Origin of the sequence: Chroococcidiopsis sp., assembly GCF_051657925.1 — a bacterium.
Taxonomy (GTDB): Bacteria; Cyanobacteriota; Cyanobacteriia; order Cyanobacteriales; family Chroococcidiopsidaceae; genus Chroococcidiopsis.
The window spans coordinates 1-22,831 of record NZ_JBOFLP010000373.1; the positions used below are offsets into that span (position 1 = coordinate 1).

Genomic DNA, 22,831 nt, shown 5'->3' on the forward strand with positions numbered 1-22,831 from the left:
GAAACAAAGGTAGCAGAGTTGATAATTGTGACGTGACGCGCCTGGGAGTGAGGACTACACCAGCGCCATTCTCTAACACTTCCCCATCTGCACCCACATTTGTAGCTAAACATGCCAGACCACAAGCCATTGCCTCTAACAAAGAAATTGACAATCCCTCTACCAAAGACGGCAAAACAAACACATCGCTACCACGCAAAATCTCCAACCGTCGATTTTCATCAGCAATATATCCCAGCCAGTAAATGCCAAATTCTGCGCTGTAGAAAGGTCGCAAAGAAGCGGTAAGGGGACCATCACCTACCATGAGCAATTTACTACTAGGTTTCATATCCGCTTGCTTCCAGGCGCGAAGCATTGCTTCGATATTTTTTTCCGCAGCAATTCGACCTTGATAGACGAATAGTCGTTCGGCGTGGAATTCTTGCTTGATGCGTGAAGTCCCAGGACTATATTTCTGTACGTCTACGCCGTTGGGGATCACTGCTACTTTGTCAGCAGTCAAACCCATTTTGGCAAACAACTCTCGCTGGACTTCCGAAAAGACGATGACGCGATCGTAGTTGATTAAAAATGGAGCATACAGTTGATATGCCAGCAATTGAGTACCCGATACGAGTTTTGCCCCTTTACCAGCATAGGGAGTGTGGAAAGTTGCAACAAGGGGCAGGTTCAGCTCCTCGCAAATCTCTGGCAGGATGAAATCTAGGGGAGATAGCGTTAAAGATGCATGAACTAAATCAGGTTTTAATTCCCGTAGCGACTGAGTTAAAACCTTTGTTGCCCCTAAAGTCGGGATTGTATAGACTTGAGACTTATAGAGGAAAGGTAGAGGGACTTCTGGGCAGTCGGGCCAATTATCCCGCTTAGCTTCTTCTTCTTCTTGAGCGAAGTGAAGAAAACTAACCTGATTTCCTCGGTCTAGCAAGGCATTAGTAACTTCTCGACTGTAAGTAACATTGCCACAAAAGGGTGATTTTTTTCCAATCCAGGCAATATGCATTCGGTTGCGGCTCGATTTTCCGATCTAGTAAGAGACTTAGGGAGTCGGGAGTCGGGTGTGGGGTGTAGGGTGTGGGGTGTGGGGTGTGGGGTGTGGGGTGTGGGGTGTGGTGAGTCAATTCTCTCCCTCAGCTCCCTCAGCTCCCTCAGCTCCGCGACTCTCTCTTTCCCCTGCTCCCTGCTCCCTGCTCCTGCTCCCTTAATTCCCCACAAAGCCTCTCGTTGATAACTAATTAACAATCTGGGTCTCTGTACGGCAAATATACCAGGTTAAGAGACCTCCTGCGATCGCGATTACGGCTAAACTTAGAAAAACTGCCTGTAAACCAATTAATGTCTCTGCAAAACCAGCCAGTGCTAGCGGTAGAGACAAAGCAATATTAATGGCGTTATTTTGGAGACCAAAGACTTTACCATGCATGTCAGGCGGAGTCTCTTTTTGAATTGTGGTCTGCATGGGGATCGCTACTAAGGCAGCACAAGCCCCTAGCAGCGCAATCAATGCTAAAGCAAACCACAGTTGTTGGGAGAACATCGATAGACCGACTAAGGAGGCTGCTACGCCCACAGAACCCCACAAACTTAACTGAGCGTGGGAAAAGCGTTGACCGAATTGACCGAGGAGAGTTGCACCAGAGGCAATTCCAACTCCGCCAGCGGCTAACAAAAAGCCAAACTGAGAAGATTTTAACCCTGGAATGACTTCTGCTAGCCGCACGGCAAGCACGGTTAAAGCTGCAAAGATGGAAAATAGAATGATTAGCTGGAGGAGGGCATTGCGGACGCGGCGATTATGCCTGAGATAGCTCAGTCCATCGCGCAAGTCTTGCAAAACGTGGGGCGGTTCTCGATCGCTATCGGGTAGGCTCTCGCCAGTTTTGAGCAGAAATAAAATCAGTCCGGCGATCGCGTAACTCCCGCCAACAACGATTTCCTTACCCATACCTGTACCGACACCAATGCGATCGGTAATTGTATCGGCGATCGCCAGTAATGGTTCTCCTACCGCAAATCCCACAACCACCAAAGCCATCATTGTCGTGGTGTAAAGCGAGTTAGCTGATAGTAAGTGTCTTCGCTCCACGACTAACGGAATTGCTGCTTGTTCGGCTGGAGCAAAGAACTGTGTCAGTGTCGAGATCGCAAACGATAATCCTAAAAGAATCGCAAAGCCTACAGGCAAATTAAAAATTGAATTCCAGTCTTGGGTGAACCACAACAGAAATGGGACTGACAAAACAAAAGCGCCCCTTAGCAAGTTTGTCACTACGAGTACGACCTTTTTCGACCATCGATCGACAAATACCCCTGCAACTGAGCCAAATAAGACTGCGGGGATGGTAAAAGCCATCATAATCGCCGAAACCCACCCGCTGATACTTTGATCGCTGGCTTGAAAGCGACTGGAAATGATAGCGATTGTCATCACTAAATAAACTTTATCGGCAAGTTGAGAAAAGACTTGACCGCTCCATAAAGAGAGAAAATTGCGGTTGCGCAAAACGGGCAAAAATCCTTGTGGCTCTTCAGATGGTGGCTCATCTCCATGCACTTGAGAATTGCCATTTGAACCACCTGAGTCCGTGGCGATCGCGCTATCCTTACTTTCTAGCGTCTTTGTAACTACGCCGTTGCTAACAGTTTCATTTAACTGCTCTATTTTTGGCAGCTTGTCATCTGCCTCTCCCATATAAAATTCACTTTTTTCTTGAGCGTTGGTTTTTTCTTGGAAGTTTGTACTTTCAGCTACAGAATTATGAGATATTTGCTTTTTACTAGATAAATATCTGGGCGGAGATGGCGTAGACCGCGAATTGGCAGCGTGACCCCCAACGGGACTTCTGAGGGAATTAGCCTCAGCAGAGGATGGCTTGGTATTTCTTGTATCTAAATCAAACGGTTGCATGATCTTCTTTTAAAGGACTCGGCAGGGAAGCGAAATAACTATCGATTAGGGCAGCTGACCGAATTGGGCGACCGAAGTGATACTGTACGTACTGACGCAAAATGCGTTCGATGGATAACCAATGATGGTGATGCAAATCAGAGATCGCAGGTAGATTAGCCTGAGACAGATGTTGCAATAGAGTTAGTTCTGCGGCATTTATCCGCCGATCGAGTACGAGTCTCTCTTGCTTGTGAGCGATCGCCCGATAACCCGTACCAATCGCCTCCGCCACTCTGCCCGTAGGTGGCAAAATATTGGGATGAGTAACATCATCAGATTTTATGGATTTGTTTCGATCGCTATTTTTGCCTGTAGCCGATGCATTTTCCCAAGCAGACAAATTTACCGTTCCTCCTGCTGATGTACTAAATCCTACTTGCCACTCAGGATTAGAAAAATCTGGAGTCAGGGAATTTGCCGTTAAAGAACAAGCTTGAACTTGGGGCGCAACCCCTGCCAAAGCCAACAGGTGAAACGCTGCATGGCATAGATGAGCCAAAATAGAAAATCCTGAAGATTTAGGCAATTGTTCCAGGCGTTTGAGATGCTCGTTGAGCAAGTCAAACAATTCAGTTTGGGGTTGTTCGCTCAAAGCTTGACACATCGCCATTTCTGCCAAATACTGGCTAGCTGCTAGCTTACCTAAGTCTTGACTGAGAGCGGGATATGACTCTAGGGTTTCAGCTTGAGTAATTTTATCGAGCGATCGCCCCTTAGCAATCAACAATTCGTTGACGACAAACAACCCACTTCTACCACCAATCTTTGAATTTTGCTTTCTCACCCCAGGCGCAACAGCTCGGATCAAACCAAACTCCTGAGTCAAAATCGTCAGCAACCGATCCGCCTCACCCAAAGGCATACTCTTTAAATTAATTCCAGTGGCTTTGTAGGTACGACTCATAAATTAGGGGTAAGGAATGAGGGGTGAGGAGCGAGGGAAAAAATTAGGGAAACAGAGGCGGAGAAACAGTAATAATTCTACTTGTCCATATCTAATTCCACTTACCCCTCACTCCTCGCTCCTCGCTCCTCGAAGCTTGTCTCTTTTTCCAGGTTATCGCGCTGGCGGAGTAGATCGACGCTGCGAGATGTACCTAGTCGCGTCGCCCCTGCCAATATTAGCTCTATTGCCTGGTCTATAGTGCGAATTCCTCCCGATGCTTTAATACCGACTCGTTCCTTAGCAATTTCTTTAAGTAAGCGCACGTCTGCCACTGTTGCACCCCCATTCCATCCCGTACTTGTTTTGAGAAACGCTGCTCCCGCATCCATACATATATCTGCGGCAAGTCGTTTTTCTGCCTCTGTCAGAAGGGTGGTTTCTAAAATAACTTTGACTGTTTGCCCCGTTTCTTCGCAAATTTCGGCTATTTCTCGGTGCAGTGCTTCTATTTTCTCGGCTTTGAGCCAGCCTACATTGATAACGACATCTAATTCAGTCGCCCCGCTGTCGGCTGCTTCTTGCGCTTCGTACAGCTTCACCGCTGATGTCGTGGCTCCGGTAGGAAAGCCAATCACCGTGCAAACTTTTGGTTTTTTGCCGTAGAGCAATTCTGCTGCTTGCCGCACGTAGACGGGGTTGATACAAACTGCGGCAAATCCAAATCTGTCTGCTTCCATACACCACTGTTCTACCTGGGCGGGCGTTGCCGTCGGGATCAGCAAGGTATGGTCGATCAATGGGGCAATGTCAATCTCTCGGTAGTCTGCTGCTGCCACCATCACGTATGCTCTCAGTTACCTCTGTTTTAAGTTTTATCAGAATTCCGAGACATTATTTAAAGTTTTTTTAATTTAAAGTTTTTGACTGGCGCGATCGCCCATAACTCTCGGCTAGCCCGAAACAAATAGCCTACCAATTCTAGTCAACAATACCGAAAACGACACTCATTCTCTTCGCTTCTGTCTTAACCTTGGTGCGATCGCATTTGCCGCTACACCATAAATTCGCGCTGCTTGAGTCATATTGAGTTGAAGTAGGCGATCGCTTCCCATCTGTTGTGTTTCTTTTGGTTTGACTGGTACTACTCCTAAAACGTGGATAATTTCTCTAGCAACTGCCTGAGCTAAAAGTGGTGGTACAGAATTTCCTACCTGGCGAAAACCGTGCCATTTTGTCTGATGAAATCGAAACCAGTCAGGATAAGAATGCAATCGGGCGGCTTCTCTAACCGTAATACATCTAGGCTTATAAGGATGAATCGGACGGGGTGAAGTAAAAGCACCCAAATTACTCGCCGTCCCAGCTCGCAAAGTATTGCAAATACCTTCAGGAGCAAGTTTATAAAAGTGGCTGATTGGCTCTACTTCCCCCCAATTGGTAGTAGCAAATCTAGCGATAGAATTGTCACCGTGACGAGTTCTCAAACTAGAAGTTAATAAGCACGGCTCGAAGTAGCGATCGCCAGCGTAGTTATCATTGTTAGCAAAAATACCGCGCATTTTACTACTATAATGACTGGGTTTGTCGTATTCAACGATTGTCCAATCTTGCCGAAGTAATTCTGGATACATTTCTACTACTGGGAGGTCGCACAGTGCATCCCAAATTGTGGGAGTTGGTTTTAAATGAGGTAAATTTAAAATATATTTTGATTTACGAGAGAGCGAGGGTTTCGTTATCGGTTGAGGATATTCAGGCAGAGGTAAACCGTAACGACAGCCAAGCAGAAATAATCTGGCTCGATCTTGAGGTACACCATAGTTTGCCGCATTTAAAACCCGATAATCTGTTTTGACTTCGTACCCACCAGCGCTAAAAGCTGCAATTAATTCTGAGAGAAACTGCCGATGCTCGCCAATAGTTAATCCTGGTACGTTTTCAAATACGAAATATTTGGGTTTTAGCTCTAGTACCAATCGCAAAAAGTGATGTACCAACACATTGCGCGGATCGTCCAAAGCGCGTTTGCCAATTAACGAAAATCCCTGACAGGGTGAACCGCCAAAGACGACATCAATATCGCGATCGCCTATTGTCGAACGATTTCTTATTTCTGTACCTGTAGCATCGATCGCGCTCTTACATAAAACCGAGCAAAGCGGAAAATTAAACTGATGGGTTGCACAATGGATCGGATCGATTTCCACAGCTGCCAGGACATCAAAACCTGCTTGTTCAAAACCAAGCGTCATCCCACCAACACCTGCAAACAAATCTACACCGATAGGTCGTCCGCTATCCATTCCCATTGTTCAAACACACCACGTTCAAACACACCACAGTTTGAAGTCAATTATCGCCCGTGGCTTGTCTTTTTTTCCTATTCACCTTCACCAATAACTGTTAACTGTTCACCGATCGCCGATCGCTGTTAACTGCTTTTGTCGCCGCAGGCTAGAGATTGTCGCTAAAACGTGTTCTGCTACGCGATCGATCTCCTCTATCGTATTAAACCGCCCAATCCCAAATCGAATTGAGGCATAAGCTAGCTGTTCCGAACGCCCCAAGGCGAGTAAAACATGAGACGGGGCTGTTTTGGCAGAAGAACAAGCCGCGCCGGAAGACACCGCTACAACAGGCTGTAACCCCAGGTGTAGGGCAGTGCCGTCAACTCCCTCGACGCTGATATTTAAATTACCAGGCAACCTTTGGCTGGGATGTCCGTTTAAATACACCCCGTCTAATTGGCTCAACTTTTGCCACAGCCGATCGCGTAGTTGCATTTGGCGCTTTGCCTCTGTCTCTCGTTCTGCCAAAGCGATCGCGACTGCTTGACCAAAACCAACAATCTGCGGCGTATACAAAGTCCCAGAACGCATTCCCCGTTCTTGTCCGCCGCCGTGTAGCTGTGGTGCTAGTTGGACTCTAGGATTGCGCCGTCGCACGTACAAAGCACCAATCCCTTTTGGTCCGTGAACTTTGTGCGCCGTCAGCGACATTAAATCGATCTGCATCGCCTGCACGTCGAGCGAAATTTTGCCGATCGCCTGTGCAGCATCAGTATGAAATAAAACTTGGCGATCGCGACACATTTTGCCAATCTCTGCCAACGGTTGCAATACACCAATTTCATTGTTTGCCGCCATCACCGAGACTAAAATCGTATCGGGACGGAATGCTCGTGCTAGTTTCTCTAGATCGATTAACCCGTCTATTTGCACGGGTAAAAACGTTACCTCAAAACCGAGCGATCGCAAATATTCGCTAGGGTCGATAACAGCATTATGCTCTGTCGCCAGCGTAATAATGTGCCGTCCTTTCTGAAAATAAGCCTCAGCCACCCCTTTAATGGCTAAATTATTTGCTTCCGTCGCTCCACTCGTAAAGACAATTTCCTCTGGCGTAGCCGCGATCGCTTCTGCCAAGATTTCCCTTGCTTGTCTCACCGCCGCTTCTGCTTCCCAGCCGTAAACGTGGCTGTTACTCGATGGATTACCAAAATGCTCTCGAAAGTAGGGTAACATCGCCTGCAAAACTCTTTCATCTAGCGGCGTAGTTGAGTGGCAATCTAAGTAAATTGGGTGAGACATAATAAGCAGGGAGCAGGGAGCAGGGAGTAGGGAGCAGGGGGAAAATAACTTACGACTTACGACTTACAACTTCAATTATCGCTCTCCGTGACGCGCCAGCTGAGTTTGAGGTTGATCCAGAAGTTCCAGAACGTGACGATCGCGATCGCGAGAAGATTGGCGATTTGATAATGGACGTGCAAAGTGTTGTATAGAACATTCAGCAGCAGGATATTCAATACCAAACCCATCAAGCAGACGATATTAAATTTCAACAACCGCTTGATTCGCTTGCGCCAACCGCGTTGCTGTCGGGACATATCGCTGAACGTCCAAGCATCGTTCCAGAAAAAGTTATTGATAATAGCAGCTTCCGCCGCGATCGCTTTACTCCGCGTCAAACCCCATCCCAAACCACTCGGATCGTGGAGGAGATATAAAACTGCCATATCGACAAATACCCCGCTAAAACCAACCGCACCGAAGCGGATAAATCTACCAATCGGAAAATTAATTTTTTGCCGAATTCTACCGATCCGTCCTCGGGAAACTCGCAGTCCGATCAAGTGCTTGATGTAGTCTACATACTGCTTCCACGTAACCTTACTTTCGCCTTCGCGCCGTTCTTGAAAAACGTAACCAACTTCGGCAATTTCTTTAATGTCTCCTCGTCCCAAAACTTCAATCAAAATTTTGTAGCCTACAGGACTGAGAGCTGCTCCGGCGATCGCTTGTCGCTGTACCATAAAATAGCCGCTCATGGGGTCAGACACGCGCCCTACGACTTGCGGTAAAATTATCAAGCCTAATAGTTGTGCGCCTCTTGACAAAAAGCGACGTACCGCACTCCAGCTACTCACTCCCCCACCTTCAATGTGGCGACTAGCTACAGCTAAATCTGCACCATCGTTCATTGCAGCCAAGAGTTTCAACAAGACCTGCGGTGGGTGTTGTAAGTCGCCATCAATTACGCCTAAAATCTCTCCATTGGCTGCTTGCCAACCGCGCACCACGGCTGTAGAAAGTCCCTTTTCCGTAGTCCGTCGCATCACCCGCAATTGGGGGTACTCTACCATTAAACGCTGAGCAATTTCCCACGTCCGATCCGGGCTATCATCGTCAACGACGATTAATTCATAATCTTCTGGCAGAATTGGATCGAGCAGATTGGTGAGAATGCTGACGATCGCGCGAATGTTTTTTCCTTCGTTATATGTTGGTATTATTAGAGAAAAGCGTACCGAATAGCTTTTTTGCCCTCTATTTGTCTGAAAATCTCTATCTGAGGTAGCGGTTGGTGCAGTTTCAGGTATGAGTAGAGAGCCTGTAGGAACTGGTAATAGGAAGCTTTGTTGTCCGAGTGCCATAAACTTTGTAGTTTGTAATTCGATTATTTGATTGCGGTAAAACCTATGCGATCTTTATCAGCGCCGCCATGCTATTTCTCTGCTTCCTCCTAGGTGAATTATACCTAATCGCAATTTCTACGTTTTCTAACTGCTCTTGCTCCAAGGCTCAATGTTGTGTCTTCAAGCACGTAATAATTTTTGATAGACATCAACGAGTTGTCCGTTAAGTCGATGGATATTGTAGTATTGTTCCACACAGGCTCGACCTGCTACGCCCATTTCTTGCCAAACTTCTGGATTTTCTAGCAGATAACTCAATTTTTCAGCTAAAGCATCCGCATCTCGCTCTGGAACTAAAAATCCTGACTTGCCATGTTCGACGAGTTCGGGAATGCCGCTATGCATAGTACTCAAAATTGGCATTCCGCAAGCCATTGCTTCCATTAAAGAGACTGGAATACCTTCTCGATCGCCATTTCTACTTGTAACGCTGGGAGCCATATAAATGTGAGCTTGAGCGAGAAGTTCGGTAATTTCTTGCTGTTGTTTCCAACCTAATAGTTTCACCTTATCGGTTACTTTAAGTTCTTGAATTAGCCTCTGTAACTCGTCTTTTAAACAACCGTCTCCTACTATTTGATATTCTATTTGGGGAAAATCTTTTGCTAGTTTTGCTACAGCACGAATTCCATATTCTACGCCTTTTTTTTCGACCAGACGCGCAATAGTAATTACCCGCACTGCGCGATCGCTGTATTGACGTGCTTTAAAAGTAAATTGATGACAATCAATTCCCATATGGTGAACGACAATTTTCTTTCCGTCGCCACCTAACTCAATGAGTTTTTGCTGCCAAAGTTTGCTAATTGGCATTAATAAATCTGCGGTCGATAGCAATCGATCGTAAACGCGATCGCCAACTTGTTGAAGATAAAGAGTGATATCAAATCCGTGAAATACGGTAATCAATCGACCTTGAATTGCCCCGATTTCTTTTAATACAGATGCTTTAACACCATTCATCCCAAAATGGCAGTGAATGATATCATACGATCTCCTATGCCTTAGCCAAGGAGTTAACTCGTAAATTAGCGTGAGTCGGCTGACTTGTCTGACAGATTCAGAATAGAGCAATCGCGCGATCGCATGAGGTGCTTTGTGAAAGTTAGTTGCGATCAAACCCAATCCTTTCAGCCATTGTTGCCAGCGATTGTCGGGCATTTTAGCAGCATAAAAAGTTCGCGATCGCAAGCCATATTTTTCGACATCTGGATGCACTTTTGAATCTTGCGATCGCGGCTGAACGGCATAAATATCTACCTCATGTCCTAGATCGATTAAACCTGAAATTTGATTCAGGATAAAGGTTTCAGACAAAGCTGGAAATTCCTGCACGACAAAGGCTATTTTCATCTAAAACCAAGTAGAAACAACTCTATTATCTAAGAGCGATCGCTCTCGACTAACTTTTGGACTCGTTGGCGCTTCCACCATCTTGTAACCCGAACAATTCCAGGTAGATTTGTGAGGGCAACTAAACCACGATAAGATAAATTTTGCCGCAGAGAACTGAACCCTTTAATTGGTAAATAATCTTGTTGAGCAATCGTCCCAATTTCTGCCGCTCCTCGTTCGACAACCGCGTGGATATAATCGTTTGTATTCCATACAGAAATTGTACTCCAATAGGTCAGCGTTCCTTCAACTGCTTTTCCTACTTCGATCAAATCTTCTAGGGTGACAACTTCATCCACGACTTGCAAACCCTCTCCCGATGCGTAGAGTGCTGCTTGCTTTCCTGGACTAGGAATCGTAAACAAAATTTTGCCTTGAGGACTCAGCAAAGCGTTGAATTTGCGATGTAAATCTCCCCTTGCTGCTAGAGGAATATGTTCGTATACATCAGGTAAAACAATCGCATCCCAGTTTCCCTCAATGACTTCTGTCACCACGTTAACTTGGCGATATTCAATTCGAGGGTGACTAAATAAACTCCGAGCCAAACGAAGATTTTCCGAACTAATATCTACTGCTAAAATCTGAGCTTTTTTTGCTATCCATTTAGCAATAAAATGAGTTCCCTGTCCCGAACCACAACCAATAACTAATATTCTTGCCGTATCGGGATGAATTGCCTTAGTAAAAAACTCTAGCTGGCATTCGATACGTTCGTTACCGTAAACGTAATCTCGAATAAAAGTTGGAGAAAAGTTGTTGTAGAAAGTTTCAACTGAACTAATCACCATAGAATTGAATTTCTCCTTTTTTTTTGCTGAAAATAATACAGTAAAATTCTGCACTAGAAAAGCTACAAGTGGGATAAAACAGTCTCCTCTCCTCTAGATTTTTTGGCAAGGATAATATACACTGCCGCATCGTTAGATAACTGTTCGGGATGGCGCGATTCCATCCAACCGATCGCCCGTTGAAGCAACCAGATGTAGAATTTGCGCAAACGACCTGGTATTTTTTCTTCCGTAGCATCTTGCCAAAGTTGCAATCCAGCCGATGCCATCCCAAACACACTTTGCACCGATACGATCTCAAACCCAGCTTGAACGATTTCCCGTTGCAAACCAGCAGCCGTCCAGCGCCAGTAATCGCAAGGATCGGGGTGATATCGCCAAATTCCGTGAGTCGAAAGCACCAAAGCGCTACCTGGCTTGAGAACTCTATAAGCTTCCTTCAAATAGACTTGAGGTTGTTCTACATGTTCCAAAACCTGAGAAGAGAGGACGCAATCGATACTTGCATCGGCAATTGGTAGTTGTCCTTGGGGACCAACAGCAATTTCTGCGCGATCGTTACCTGGAAAGTCAGCTCCAATGTAGCGATTGAATTTTTGTTTGAATAAAAATTCGTAAGGCTTGTTACCACAACCGTAATCCAGTAACTTTTCTCCTGGGACAAGTAACTCGGATTCAACTAGATGCTGTAACTTTTCTAGCAGCAATTTGAGAATTGCATAGCGGGAGTGAAAGCGGTTGGGACGCACGCGATCGCCCCGTTCTTGGACTTGATAAGTATACCGAGAAGGTGACGCTACTTTCATCGTCGTTTAAATTCTTTCAGGAAGGACAGATAAAAAGACTTCTTGCCAAACAAATAAAACACGATCGCAACGTACAATCCTGCCATCACTAACGTGCAAGCGATCGCGATTCCCCACACTGGTAAAATCGAATCAAGTGCAAATTTAACTCCTATTGTGGCAATCCCCGCGATGAGAGCAGCAACAAGCGATTGGGCGATCGCCGAGAATAATTCTCTCGTCGTAATTTCTAGACCGCGAGTTGCATAATACATACAGGGATAGACTTGTAAAAGCATTGCTACGGCATAGCATAAAGCAACTCCCCGCGCTCCATAAGGCAGACCGATAAAGAACGATACAACTGTCAAACTAGAAGCAAATACGCCCCATTTCAACATGCGGTCTGTTTTGCCTGTGGCAATGTACAACCATCCAGCCGTATTGCAAAGTGGTTGAAATATGGCGGCGACACCGAGAAACCGAAATAGAAAACTAGCTTCTCGCCATTGAGAACCGAGAATGAGCGTCACCACTTCTTCAGAGATCGCGATCGACAGAATAACTAAAGGTAGCGTGAGAAACATAACCAGCGAGACTGCTTTAAGGTAGTAGTTGCGAAATTGCTGCGGGTCTGCCTGTAATCGACTTAAGCTAGGAATCGCGACCGCAGTAATCGGCGCGTTAATTTGTTGCAATGGTAAGAGTAACAAGCCATAAGCTTTGGAGTACAGCCCTAACTGTCCCGCACCCCAAGACCGACCGATTAAAATGTTATCTAAGTTGCGGGCAAAGTAATTAATTACGTTGAAGCCCGTGAGATGGCTGCCAAAAGTCAATAATTCGCGAATATTAGCGTGTCGTTGTGGCAAACTAGGTCGCCAGCTACACAGCAACCATGCACCTCCCATTTGACCGATCGCGATCGCGATTTGCATAACTACCAATGCCCAGTATCCAGCTCCATACCGGGCTAAAACTAGAGCGCTGACGACTCCAAAACCCATAGCAACAATATCAATCGCTGCTAAAGCAGTAAACCGCATCTGGCGGTTGAGCAACGCTTGATGCTGGACTGTTAAGCCTCCGAACAGAAAACCAATTGCTGAAACGACAGTAATTAAGGTTAAACGGGGTTCGTTGTAAAATACGGCGACAACAGGGGCGATCGCGCAGGTAACTAGAGTTAGTAACAGGCTAACAGCAATGTTTACCCAAAAAAGGTTGCTAATCTGCTGGTGGTTAATTTCTGCCTTTTGGATTGTTGCCATCGACAACCCCATATCTTTAAACAAGGCGACAAAACCCGTCACGGCAGTTACCATTCCGACTAAACCGTAATCCTGCGGCGCTAGCAGGCGGGCTAAAATGACAGTGGAACCGATCTGCAAGGTAAACTTACAAGCTTGAGCTACCAGCGTCACCGCTCCGCCGCGTACAGAACGCTTTTTGAGATCGGCATTGAGATGATCGGTGCGAAAGTGTCGGTCGCGATCGCTCTGTTCGGAGCTGGTTTTTAAAGACTCTGGCAAAGGCTCTGGCAAGGCTGCACCTGTATAAGTTAACGGGATCGATCTCGCGATCGTTCAATCTCGATCGTTGAATCAGTCACTCTGACTTCTGAGCATCATAATCAAAAGTTTGAATTCGGGCAATTTTACCCTAGAGTCGCCTTTTCAGCAATAACTTCCGGTCGAATAACTGCGATCGCGCTATTTTGATTTTTTCCATTTCGCACGATAACGTGTTTTTTGCACTAGGTAAACTTACACCGAACCCTTAACTCGATCCAAGTCTTTCGTATATCTGGGATTATTCTCTGTCAAACCAACACTACTAGCGATCGCAATTACGGCTAGTCACAAAACTACTCCGAAAGTTATATTTATGCGAGCAAGAGGCACGATCTACAAATGAATGCAACAATCCATACTCTGCTATACGAAATTACCCACTTGTTTTGTGATTACATTTTTAGAGACAGTTATGACAGATTGTCAAACTCAAAAGAATTTAGCTAAAATAATATTACGTATGCGAAATATCCCCGAAATGCCTTCTACTTCTACCGAACGAAAAATTGCCGAGCCATTGCGAGAAATTTTAGCGCCGTATAGCGTTGGCTACCGCATTAAGCTGTTAGGTCAGTTGGGGAGCCGCAGATTTCAAGAACGCCTCGAACCATTCGGTCTGACACCCTTTCACTGGGTCGTGTTGTGCTGTTTGTGGGAGGAAGATGGCTTAGCCACTTGTAGCATTGGGGAGAAATTGCAGCAGGTAGGAGGAACTTTAACGGGAGTGCTCGATCGCATGGAAGAACGAGGACTGATCCGCAGAGAACGCGACCCTCGCGATCGCCGCATTTGGCGGATCTGGCTGACGGGTGCTGGTCGAGAACTAGAAAATATATTACCCCCAATCGCTTTAGATCTGAGGGAACAAGCCATGCAAGGCTTTTCTCTGGAAGAACGCCAACTATTTTCCAGGTTAATTGACCAAGCGATCGCCAATCTTTCCTAAAAACTAACAACTCCACTGTTACTCATACACAGCGATCGCCGGAAGCAGAGAAATTGTTAGTGACAATATACTCTAATAATATGTTTCAACAATAGTTCTCTGGATGGTGTTCCGAAGCAACAAAGTATTTATTTAATAAATAAGTGCTTTCCTGAATGTAGATAAAAAATGAATAGACTTGCAAATATTGCGATCGTACCTGCTTTGAGAGCGAGAAACTACCGTCTGTTTTTCTTTGGGCAAGGGGTTTCATTAATTGGTACGTGGATGACGCAAACGGCAACAATTTGGTTGGTTTACCAACTCACAAATTCAGCGTTAATGTTGGGCATTGTGGGATTTTCTAGTCAAATTCCAAGCTTCTTTTTAGCTGTTTGGGGTGGAGTTTTAGTAGACCGATTCAATACACATAAAATTTTAGTTATTGCTCAAATATTAGCCATGATACAGTCTCTAGCGCTAGCAGTGTTAGCGCTATCAGGCACAATCCATATTTGGCATTTTATTATTTTGAGTTTATTTCAAGGCGTAATTAATGCTATAGATGCTCCGGCTAGACAAGCATTTGTGCCAGAAATGATTGAGAAGAGAGACGATTTAGCTAGTGCGATCGCGTTGAATTCTTCTCTAGTTAATGGCGGACGGTTAGTTGGACCTGCGATCGCAGGAATTTTGATTGCTAGAATTGGCGCTGCCTACTGTTTTTTAATTGATGGTGTAAGCTATATTGCTGTCATTGCGGCTTTAATGGCAATGCGCTTAAAACCAAAGAAAATAGTCGTTACAACCGCCAACCCATTGCAAAGATTGAAAGAAGGGTTTGTTTACGCCTACAACTTTTCTCCGATCCGCTCGACCTTGCTATTACTGGCTTTATTTAGTTTAATGGCAATGCCTTATATTACCTTAGTTCCCATATTTGCTACCAAAATCCTAGCTGGAGATGCGCGCACTTTAGGCTTATTAATGGCAGCCTCGGGAGTGGGAGCAATTGGCGGAGGAATTTATTTAAGCACGCGCAAAACAGTTGTCGGTTTGGGTAAAGTCATTGCTTTAGCTCCGGCAGTTTGCGGCACGGGAATTATCTTTTTTTCCCTATCAAGAATGCTATGGTTATCCACTCTTATGTCAGCGTTAATTGGACTAGGTTCTATTCTGACTATTTCCTCCAGCAACACTGTCATTCAAACTATTGTTGAAGATGATAAACGCGGACGAGTCATGAGTTTATTCACCATGTCCTTTTTGGGAATGGTTCCATTTGGTAACTTATTTGCTGGATTTTCAGCCGATCGCATTGGTGCTACCAATACTTTACTTATTGGTGGAAGTTTTTGTATTATCGGCTCGCTATTATTTGCCAGACAGTTACCTAAACTCAGACAAGCAGCCCGTCCAGTTTTGCAACAAAGAGGTATATTATCCCAGACCAACACGTAGAGACGCTCGCGGGAACGTCTCTATTTCACCTCTCTATTTCAACCTACGAATTCACATCCTTTGCCATATCCATGTAGTCAGATGGATTTCCAGTTGACTTTGATCCTTGGTTGATTTCCTTTGAAGGAGAATTTACATCCTTTGCCATATCCATGTAGTCAGCTGGATCTCCCGTTGGCTTGGCTACTGTTTGCTGTTCGTCTGACTCGGACACTTGAAATTCAGGTTGAGTCGCCTTTTCAGCTGCCATCGCACCTTCACTCTGACGATCGATTTCGCTGACGCTGTATTGCTGGGCAGCGGCATAATCTGCATCAAAATCTACTGTAGGCGCTTTTTCGACTCCAGTAGCTATATTCTCAGCTGCTAGCTGAGCATCTTGTGTAGGAGTTTCATTAGGGTTCGATTTAATTTCTTCTGGCATGGGTCACTCCTATTGAAATTATTTTATGTTGTAAGGCAATCCTATCAATGCGATCGCCTACTCTCATAACCCCACTAAGATAGATTTTTCTCTCACCCTTCTCTTACTACTGTCGTTGCTGTCTCTGCTACTAAAGATATAAGTTTCCACTAACTAAAACTATCTCTCTCGGAGGGCGAATTGCGTCCCCTAACTCTGATAACCCTAAGCTTGAGAGTTTAAATTAACTGGGATATCAGCAATGACATCAAGCTTCAATCCAGATCGGTCTCAAGCACTTTCTGCCGAGACTCAAAACCTCATAAAAGCTTTTAATGCCTTAGACACTGACGCTAAGTTGGCTTGGTTTTATTTGGTTTACAAAAAGATGGGAGATTCAATCACTCCAGCTGCACCAACTGCTGCCGAGCCTGAACTAGCACCAAGATTGCTAGGAGACTACTACGAATTGTCAGACGACGAGCAACTGGCAATTATGCGGCAGATTGTTAATAGAGAAGATACAGAATATTCTCGCGCCTATGGTGCGTTGAAAGAAAATAATCAATTGATGGTTTGGTATGCCTGGGCGCAAGGTATGGGTGATACTGTTGTCGGAATGCCTTCAAATTATCAAGCATCTGAGCCAATTAATAATTTGCTTTCCCAAATTGAAGGACTCGACTTTGAAGATCAGATTTCTATTTTCCGCACAATTTCAAGTAATATGGGGTATACCGATGTTAAGCCTATAGAAACACAAGCTCAAACGGGCAAAACTTCTAGTCTTTAAGTTGTCATTTGTCGTTTGCTTAAGACTAGTATCAAATCTGACCTAGCAAGGACAATTGACAATTTGCCTTTGTGCAATTGCGATCGCCACCCGCTACTGCGGGTTTTTTCATGCAACAGAGTTCAATAAATTCTCAAAACTTCCCACTAAGAAGCTGCTACTTGACCGATATCATCGGGAGTTAGGTGTGAGTGGATGACTTGACCGTCGCGAAACCAAACAATTCGGTGAGTTTGCTTTGCTACCTCTGGTTCGTGCGTCACCATAATAATTGTGATCCCACTAGCATTAAGTTCGCTAAATATCTGCAAGACTTCTTGAGTAGTACGAGAATCGAGAGCGCCAGTCGGTTCGTCTGCTAGGAGCAAAACTGGTTGATTCACGATCGCTCTGGCAATTGCTACCCTTTGTTGTTGTCCGCCAGAAAGTTGATTGGGCTTATTGTGCAGGCGATTTTCTAAACCAACGCGCTTGAGTGCTGCTGTAGCGCGATCGCGACGTTCGGCTGGTTTGATCCCAGCGTAAACCATCGGTAGCATCACATTTTCTAAAGCGCTGAGTTGGGGTAACAGGTGAAACTGTTGGAAGACAAAGCCAATTTTGAGATTGCGAATATGTGCTAAGTCAGCATCATCTAACTGAGCAACATCCAAATTATCTAAATAGTAGTGTCCGCTAGTCGGGCGATCGAGACAGCCAATCATATTCATAGCTGTAGACTTACCAGAACCAGACGCGCCCATAATCGAACAATATTCACCTTGTTCCACAATTAAATTGACATCTACTAGCGCCCGCACCTCTGTTTCTCCAAAACCATAAATCTTAGAGATATTTTCCAAGCGGACGATAACTGGTTTAGTAATACTTTTTAGATTAGTCATTTGTCAGTTAATAGTGGCTAGTGGCTAGTGGCTAGGACTACTCCCTTGTCTCCCTTGTCCTCCTTGTCCCAAATCTTAACTATTTTTCAGGGCGATAATCGGGTCGAGTTGAGCAGCGCGACGGGCGGGAACTACGCCAAATACGAGTCCAACACCACCAGAAATTCCTACAGCTAGTGCGATCGCGGCAATGGGAACGCTGGGTTGGAGTGGTGTTAATACGCCAACGATCGCCACACCGCTGATGCCGATCGCCGTACCAATTAAACCACCCGATACAGAGAGAATAATTGATTCGACTAAAAATTGTGCCAAAATTGCTTGGGGAGTTGCTCCAATAGCTTTGCGCAAGCCAATTTCTGGCGTGCGTTCGGTAACTGACACCAGCATAATATTCATGATGCCTACGCCGCCAACAAATAGCGATACACCTGCGATCGCTCCCAGCATCAGCGATAGCACTCCTGTCACCTGCGATACTAATTCTTGAAAAGATTTGTTGGCGACTACTACAAAGTCTTTTCTACCGTGCAATCGTGTTAGTAAGTTAGTAATTTGAAAAGCTGCAACTCGCACGTTGTGTTTATCTTTTGCCGCGACTTGAATGTGGCTGATTGGTGTTCCAAACGCCGATCTTCTGCCATCAATTTGAGTTGCCATTGTCGTAATGGGAATGTAGGCAACATTATCTTCATTTTCTCCGGCAAAAGAACCCTTAGCTGTCATGACTGCAATCACCTGAAAGCTAGTATTCTTAATCTGGATATCTTTGCCAATTGGGTTTTCTCGGTCGAATAGTTTTTCTGCTAATTCTGCACCCAGAACGACCACGGGAGAACTTTGACGCATTAAAGAAGTATCAAAGAACCGACCGCGATCGACAATGAGATTTCTAATCTCCCGCAGTGCTGGTGTTGTTCCTTTGACTTGAGTATAAGTTTGATTGTTGCGGTAAGAAATTAATAAGTTATTTTCAATGACTGGAGCCGCTGACTTAACCGCTGATGCTTGTTTTTTCACTGCTTCTGCATCCGATAGTACTAGCCCTCGCTGTTCGGAAATAAATCCTTCTGAATCGTCACGACTAGAAAACACCAACAGTCGATTTGGTCCGAAAGAATCGAGTTTGTTAAGAGTGTAGTTCTGCGCTCCCTGTCCTATGCCTACCATTGCAATCACAGAAGCATTACCGATGACAATTCCTAACATAGTTAAGCTACTCCGCAGCTTATCAGCCGTCAGAGTAGCAACTGCCATTTTGATACATTCAATGGGATTCATGAGAAGTTGTAAGTCGTAAGTCGTAAGTCGTAAGTCGTAGGGTGGGCAATGCCACACCCTATTTACTCCTAGCTCCTAGACTCTTCATCTACGCCAGGAATGGCTTGACCGGGGGGAGGGGTAATTAGGACGCGATCGCCTCGATTCACGCCTTCGAGAACTTGAGCGTGAGTGCTGCTACTCGCGCCTAGAGCAACTTCGCGAAATTCGATCTGTCCTTCTCGATCTGGCATAAATACCCCTGTTTGACCGTTTTTCTTGGTTACAACTGCTGTCAGGGGGACAACAACTGCATCTTTAATTTTGTTGCTTAGGAAGGTGAGTTTGATATTCATGCCTGATTTGAGCTGGTTTTGCCCTGTTTGCAGGCTCACTTTGACGCGAAAGGAGGTGACATTATCTTCCCTGATTGCTCTGGGTGCGATCGTGCGGACGCGACCTTTAAAGGTTTTATTGTAGGCATCGGAACGGATTTCTACTGGCTGATTGGGGGTAATCCGGGCAATACTGGATTCTGGGATTTTGGCTTCTACTTCTAAACCGCTAGAAAGTTCGGCGATCGATGCGGAAGTAGCGCCATCCGAAGAAGAAGCGGATGTTGTGGGGGTCACGAAGTCGCCTTGTTGAGCGTAGCGCCGCGTGATCGTACCTGCAAAAGGAGCGCGCACTAAAGTGTTTGACAGTTGAGTTTGGTAGTACTTTAGTTGGGCTTCGGCTTGAGCGACTTCGGCTTCAGCTTGGGTAATTTCTTCGCTACGATACCCCTTCATTCGCAGTGTCAGCTCGTGTTTGGCAACTGCTAAACTCGCGATCGCCCGGTCGAGGTTTTCTCTGGCTGTACGTTCTTCTGTCAAAGCTTGGTCTAAGTCGTCGCGAGAAATCGCCCCTTCTTTCGCTGGTCTGAGTTTACGCTGCACTCGTTCCCGATGCAGCGTTAACTGCGATTTAGCTTCTCGAACTTGGGCTTCATTTTCTGCTAATTCAGCTTTAGCCTGCTCGATTTCTTCAGGACGATTGCCAGTCTGCTTTTTCGCTAGTTCTGCCTTAGCTTTTGCCAAGCCTGCTTGATATTGCTTTACCTGTGCCTGAAATTCCTCGTTGTCCATACGGGCGATGAGCGTACCCTTTTTTACCTGAGAGCCTTCATCGACATACAATTCCTCGATTCGCCCTGCATCTTTAGGACTGAGATTAATTTTTCTGACTGCCTGAACTATGCCATTGGCTTTGATTTGAACTTTTAAGTCTTGAGATTCGACCATTACTGTTTGGAGACTGGCAAGGTCGATTTCAGGGGTTTGGGTACGGGCGATCGCAAAAGTAACGGCAGCACTGCCCAGCAATCCCAATGTCATGAATCCTGCCAACCACGACTTACGGCGCTTAGCTTTTCCAAATGGCAAGGATACGGCTTTATTTGGCGCTTCAGGGTTAATCATAGATAAATAGTTTATGGTTTATGGTCTATGAATTTAGTTTTTATATTCAGTAGGTATTCAGTTTTCTATTGTCCGCTTGCAGCACGTAACCGCATGACAAAGTAAAAGGCTACTGGCAAGCGTGTCAGATTTGCGGAATTGGCACGACAACTTTTGCCAAGGGCAGGTACGTACTTCCAAACTTTAGCAGTTGGGCGATCGCAGCCCTCAGTGACAGACACGCTTCTACCTTACCTCAAGGTTCTAGTTCTATCCAGGTTGAGTGTGCCGAATAATTCACTAAATTTTGCTAGAGTTTGAGCCGCGATCGCCTATTTGAAGATATTTTGTTCTGAAGTTATTTGCTGTTGACAGCCCCTTCCACCTCGCTATAGTCATCTCTACTATTGACTACAGCCATAATTTCAGGGATTTGTCAGGGTCAGCATGAAGCTGTCGTTTATTTTAAAAATTTTAATAAACGCTCAAATTTTTTATTATTTTTTGCGATCGAGTTTCAACAAAACTACAGCCAGTCTCACAATTATTAATATGACAACCCGATTTGAGTCGGGAAATATTGCGTTGGGATTGTCATTGGTCATCGGTCATTGGTAATGCATAATGACTGCTCGACCGATTTGCTGTGTCTTGCGCAATCTAAATCGCTAACCTATCCGACACAAACGACGGATCGAGCAGAAAAAGTGTTCCCAACGAAAACTACTCCCTTTTCCCCCTTTTCCCAATTTTGAATTTTGAATGTTGAATTCTAAACCTTGTTCCCTTCAGGCACTTCTCAAAGCAACAATCGGATCGAGTTGGGCAGCACGACGGGCAGGAACGACACCAAAGACAACGCCAATACCACCAGAGATACTGACAGCCAGAGCAATTGCTACAGGTGAAATACTCGCTTGAAAGGGAGTAAACGCACCAATTAGTAGGATGCCACCTACACCCAAGGCAGTTCCCACGATGCCACCAGCTGCCGATAGCATGACAGCTTCAATCAGAAACTGAATCAAAACATCGTGCTGGGTAGCGCCCAAAGCTTTACGCAAGCCAATTTCTTGCGTGCGTTCGGTAACAGAAACGAGCATGATATTCATGACCCCGATGCCACCCACGAGTAAAGAAATACCCGCGATCGCTGCTAGCATGACCGTTAAAGCACTCGTGACAGTTCCCGCAATTTCTAGCACGTCTTTTTGACTTTGAACGCTAAAATCGTCTTCTCGAGTAATTTTGTGCCGCAATCGCAGCAGGTTTTGAATTTGAAATTGAGCTGCTTCTACACTGGCATCGCTTTTAGCTGAAATCGAAATAAAAGTTAGACTCACTCCATAGGGAGAATTTTCGCCGACGATCCGGCTTGCCATAGTTGTAATTGGCAGCAACGCGCTATCGTCATAATTGGTTCCCAAGACAGAACCCTTTGATTCCATCACGCCAATCACTAAAAAGCGCACGTCTTTAATGCGGACGTATTTACCAATTGGATCTTGGTTGATAAATAATCGTTTAGCTAAATCCGAACCCAAGGCAACAACTTGATTATTTCGCTTCACATCAAGCTGAGTAAAAAATCGTCCTTTTTCTGGATTGAAGTTACGAACGGCAGTATATTCTGGAGTCGTACCGACAATTGAACTATAGGTATTTTTGTTGCGATACGTGACTAATTCTCTTGACTGAAGCTGAGGCGCGACTTTAGCCACTGTCGGTACTTGGGTAGCGATCGCCTTTGCATCTTCTAAAACCAAAGTTTTTGGTAAATCTACTGTTGTTCTTTGGGCATCCCGATTACCTGGAATGACAAATAAAACATTAGTTCCTAAAGATTCAAATTGTTCGGCGACAAATCTTTGCGCCCCCTGTCCGATCCCCACCATCGCAATCACCGAAGCATTACCGATGACGATTCCTAACATCGTTAAGGCACTACGCAACTTATTAGATAGCAGCGTTTTCGTTGCCATCTTGCCACTTTCTAAAACATCCATTGTCAGTTATCAGTTAATAGGGAGTAGGGAGCAGGGAGCAGGGTAAAGAGAGAGTCGCCCAGATAAGGGGGCTGAGGGAGCAAAAAACAACCATCAACCATCAACCATCTTCACGGAGTGTAGCGTAGCGTTTACCGTCAACTACTTAATGACAAATGACAAATGACTAGTCACTTTCTTGCTGTGGTTGTTGGTCTTTTGGTAGGTCGAGAAAAACGCGATCGCCTTGTTTTAAACCTTGTAAGATTTGCGTTTGGTCTTGAATGCTAGAGCCAATTGTGACCGGACGAAATTCGGGTTT

21 protein-coding genes are annotated in these 22,831 nt (G+C 45.2%); 3 read left to right on the forward strand and 18 right to left on the reverse strand.

All coding sequences use genetic code 11. The features are described 5' to 3' along the window. The 12 genes from ACRC32_RS29825 to ACRC32_RS29880 all read right to left on the reverse strand — a co-directional run. The coding region (locus ACRC32_RS29825) for a glycosyltransferase family 4 protein (RefSeq protein ID WP_438557377.1) at nt 1-1,003 on the reverse strand (1,003 nt) is incomplete at its 3' end. Next, nucleotides 922-1,242: a hypothetical protein gene (locus ACRC32_RS29830; RefSeq protein ID WP_438557378.1), complete on the reverse strand. Its 321-nt coding sequence runs from the start codon at nt 1,240-1,242 to the stop codon at nt 922-924. The genes ACRC32_RS29830 and ACRC32_RS29825, both read right to left, overlap by 82 nt. Further along, entirely contained in the window at nt 1,232-2,908 is a 1,677-nt protein-coding gene (locus ACRC32_RS29835; protein ID WP_438557379.1) for an MFS transporter, read from the reverse strand. The genes ACRC32_RS29830 and ACRC32_RS29835 overlap by 11 nt, the downstream gene beginning before the upstream one ends. Continuing rightward, nucleotides 2,895-3,854, reverse strand: coding sequence for a DNA repair protein RecO (recO, locus tag ACRC32_RS29840; protein WP_438557380.1), 960 nt, complete (start codon nt 3,852-3,854; stop codon nt 2,895-2,897). Before recO ends, ACRC32_RS29835 begins: the two co-directional genes overlap by 14 nt. Nucleotides 3,855-3,955: 101 nt before the next feature. After that, the gene (gene deoC / locus ACRC32_RS29845) at nt 3,956-4,675 is read right to left on the reverse strand and encodes a deoxyribose-phosphate aldolase (protein ID WP_438557381.1); all 720 of its coding nucleotides are present in this window, start codon (nt 4,673-4,675) and stop codon (nt 3,956-3,958) included. A 165-nt stretch (nt 4,676-4,840) separates the two neighbouring features. Further along, nucleotides 4,841-6,145 (reverse strand): DNA cytosine methyltransferase, encoded by a 1,305-nt coding sequence (locus tag ACRC32_RS29850; RefSeq protein WP_438557382.1) that lies wholly within the window; start codon nt 6,143-6,145, stop codon nt 4,841-4,843. Nucleotides 6,146-6,247: 102 nt separating this feature from the next. Continuing rightward, a complete protein-coding gene (locus ACRC32_RS29855) occupies nt 6,248-7,429 on the reverse strand; it encodes a cysteine desulfurase family protein (RefSeq protein WP_438557396.1) in 1,182 nt (393 codons plus the stop codon). Nucleotides 7,430-7,497: 68 nt separating this feature from the next. After that, entirely contained in the window at nt 7,498-8,772 is a 1,275-nt protein-coding gene (locus ACRC32_RS29860) for a glycosyltransferase (protein WP_438557383.1), read from the reverse strand. Between the two features lie 162 nt (nt 8,773-8,934). Next, nucleotides 8,935-10,167: a glycosyltransferase gene (locus ACRC32_RS29865; RefSeq protein ID WP_438557384.1), complete on the reverse strand. Its 1,233-nt coding sequence runs from the start codon at nt 10,165-10,167 to the stop codon at nt 8,935-8,937. Nucleotides 10,168-10,196: 29 nt separating this feature from the next. After that, complete coding sequence (locus ACRC32_RS29870; RefSeq protein ID WP_438557385.1) at nt 10,197-11,000, reverse strand: class I SAM-dependent methyltransferase; 804 nt, start codon at nt 10,998-11,000, stop codon at nt 10,197-10,199. Between the two features lie 62 nt (nt 11,001-11,062). Beyond that, the gene (locus ACRC32_RS29875; protein WP_438557386.1) at nt 11,063-11,806 is read right to left on the reverse strand and encodes a class I SAM-dependent methyltransferase; all 744 of its coding nucleotides are present in this window, start codon (nt 11,804-11,806) and stop codon (nt 11,063-11,065) included. Then, on the reverse strand, nt 11,803-13,329 hold the full coding sequence (locus ACRC32_RS29880) for a lipopolysaccharide biosynthesis protein (protein ID WP_438557387.1): 1,527 nt from the start codon (nt 13,327-13,329) through the stop codon (nt 11,803-11,805). The genes ACRC32_RS29875 and ACRC32_RS29880 overlap by 4 nt, the downstream gene beginning before the upstream one ends. A 508-nt stretch (nt 13,330-13,837) precedes the next feature. Between ACRC32_RS29880 and ACRC32_RS29885 the strand changes: the two genes are divergently transcribed. Beyond that, on the forward strand, nt 13,838-14,305 hold the full coding sequence (locus ACRC32_RS29885) for a MarR family winged helix-turn-helix transcriptional regulator (RefSeq protein ID WP_041462686.1): 468 nt from the start codon (nt 13,838-13,840) through the stop codon (nt 14,303-14,305). Nucleotides 14,306-14,473: 168 nt separating this feature from the next. After that, the gene (locus tag ACRC32_RS29890) at nt 14,474-15,745 is read left to right on the forward strand and encodes an MFS transporter (protein WP_438557388.1); all 1,272 of its coding nucleotides are present in this window, start codon (nt 14,474-14,476) and stop codon (nt 15,743-15,745) included. Nucleotides 15,746-15,788: 43 nt separating this feature from the next. Here ACRC32_RS29890 and ACRC32_RS29895 read toward each other — a convergent pair whose 3' ends face one another. Beyond that, nucleotides 15,789-16,169 (reverse strand): hypothetical protein, encoded by a 381-nt coding sequence (locus ACRC32_RS29895; RefSeq protein WP_438557389.1) that lies wholly within the window; start codon nt 16,167-16,169, stop codon nt 15,789-15,791. 241 nt (nt 16,170-16,410) lie between these two features. Here ACRC32_RS29895 and ACRC32_RS29900 point away from each other — a divergent pair, with 241 nt between their 5' ends. Then, on the forward strand, nt 16,411-16,941 hold the full coding sequence (locus ACRC32_RS29900; protein ID WP_438557390.1) for an orange carotenoid protein N-terminal domain-containing protein: 531 nt from the start codon (nt 16,411-16,413) through the stop codon (nt 16,939-16,941). Between the two features lie 146 nt (nt 16,942-17,087). Here the strand turns inward: ACRC32_RS29900 and ACRC32_RS29905 are convergent, their stop codons facing one another. The 5 genes from ACRC32_RS29905 to ACRC32_RS29925 all read right to left on the reverse strand — a co-directional run bounded on the left by ACRC32_RS29905 (nt 17,088) and on the right by ACRC32_RS29925 (nt 22,530). Further along, nucleotides 17,088-17,825 (reverse strand): ABC transporter ATP-binding protein, encoded by a 738-nt coding sequence (locus tag ACRC32_RS29905; protein WP_438557391.1) that lies wholly within the window; start codon nt 17,823-17,825, stop codon nt 17,088-17,090. A gap of 75 nt (nt 17,826-17,900) precedes the next feature. Next, nucleotides 17,901-19,106, reverse strand: a complete 1,206-nt coding sequence (locus ACRC32_RS29910; RefSeq protein WP_438557392.1) for an ABC transporter permease — start codon at nt 19,104-19,106, stop codon at nt 17,901-17,903. Nucleotides 19,107-19,174: 68 nt separating this feature from the next. After that, nucleotides 19,175-20,545 carry an efflux RND transporter periplasmic adaptor subunit gene (locus ACRC32_RS29915; RefSeq protein WP_438557393.1) on the reverse strand — a complete coding sequence of 457 codons (1,371 nt, stop codon included), beginning with the start codon at nt 20,543-20,545 and terminating at the stop codon, nt 19,175-19,177. 65 nt (nt 20,546-20,610) lie between these two features. Continuing rightward, a complete protein-coding gene (locus ACRC32_RS29920) occupies nt 20,611-20,766 on the reverse strand; it encodes a hypothetical protein (RefSeq protein ID WP_438557394.1) in 156 nt (51 codons plus the stop codon). A 546-nt stretch (nt 20,767-21,312) separates the two neighbouring features. Beyond that, a complete protein-coding gene (locus ACRC32_RS29925; protein ID WP_438557395.1) occupies nt 21,313-22,530 on the reverse strand; it encodes an ABC transporter permease in 1,218 nt (405 codons plus the stop codon). Nucleotides 22,531-22,831: the final 301 nt, after the last annotated feature.

Coding starts and splice junctions, on each gene's coding strand:
- ACRC32_RS29925 (WP_438557395.1), bottom strand. CDS start 22,530: ATGGATGTTTTAGAAAGTGGCAAGATGGCAACGAAAACGCTGCTATCT.
- ACRC32_RS29900 (WP_438557390.1), top strand. CDS start 16,411: ATGACATCAAGCTTCAATCCAGATCGGTCTCAAGCACTTTCTGCCGAG.
- ACRC32_RS29870 (WP_438557385.1), bottom strand. CDS start 11,000: ATGGTGATTAGTTCAGTTGAAACTTTCTACAACAACTTTTCTCCAACT.
- ACRC32_RS29910 (WP_438557392.1), bottom strand. CDS start 19,106: ATGAATCCCATTGAATGTATCAAAATGGCAGTTGCTACTCTGACGGCT.
- ACRC32_RS29865 (WP_438557384.1), bottom strand. CDS start 10,167: ATGAAAATAGCCTTTGTCGTGCAGGAATTTCCAGCTTTGTCTGAAACC.
- ACRC32_RS29905 (WP_438557391.1), bottom strand. CDS start 17,825: ATGACTAATCTAAAAAGTATTACTAAACCAGTTATCGTCCGCTTGGAA.
- recO (WP_438557380.1), bottom strand. CDS start 3,854: ATGAGTCGTACCTACAAAGCCACTGGAATTAATTTAAAGAGTATGCCT.
- ACRC32_RS29875 (WP_438557386.1), bottom strand. CDS start 11,806: ATGAAAGTAGCGTCACCTTCTCGGTATACTTATCAAGTCCAAGAACGG.
- ACRC32_RS29915 (WP_438557393.1), bottom strand. CDS start 20,545: ATGATTAACCCTGAAGCGCCAAATAAAGCCGTATCCTTGCCATTTGGA.
- ACRC32_RS29835 (WP_438557379.1), bottom strand. CDS start 2,908: ATGCAACCGTTTGATTTAGATACAAGAAATACCAAGCCATCCTCTGCT.
- deoC (WP_438557381.1), bottom strand. CDS start 4,675: ATGGTGGCAGCAGCAGACTACCGAGAGATTGACATTGCCCCATTGATC.
- ACRC32_RS29895 (WP_438557389.1), bottom strand. CDS start 16,169: ATGCCAGAAGAAATTAAATCGAACCCTAATGAAACTCCTACACAAGAT.
- ACRC32_RS29860 (WP_438557383.1), bottom strand. CDS start 8,772: ATGGCACTCGGACAACAAAGCTTCCTATTACCAGTTCCTACAGGCTCT.
- ACRC32_RS29890 (WP_438557388.1), top strand. CDS start 14,474: ATGAATAGACTTGCAAATATTGCGATCGTACCTGCTTTGAGAGCGAGA.
- ACRC32_RS29885 (WP_041462686.1), top strand. CDS start 13,838: ATGCCTTCTACTTCTACCGAACGAAAAATTGCCGAGCCATTGCGAGAA.
- ACRC32_RS29850 (WP_438557382.1), bottom strand. CDS start 6,145: ATGGGAATGGATAGCGGACGACCTATCGGTGTAGATTTGTTTGCAGGT.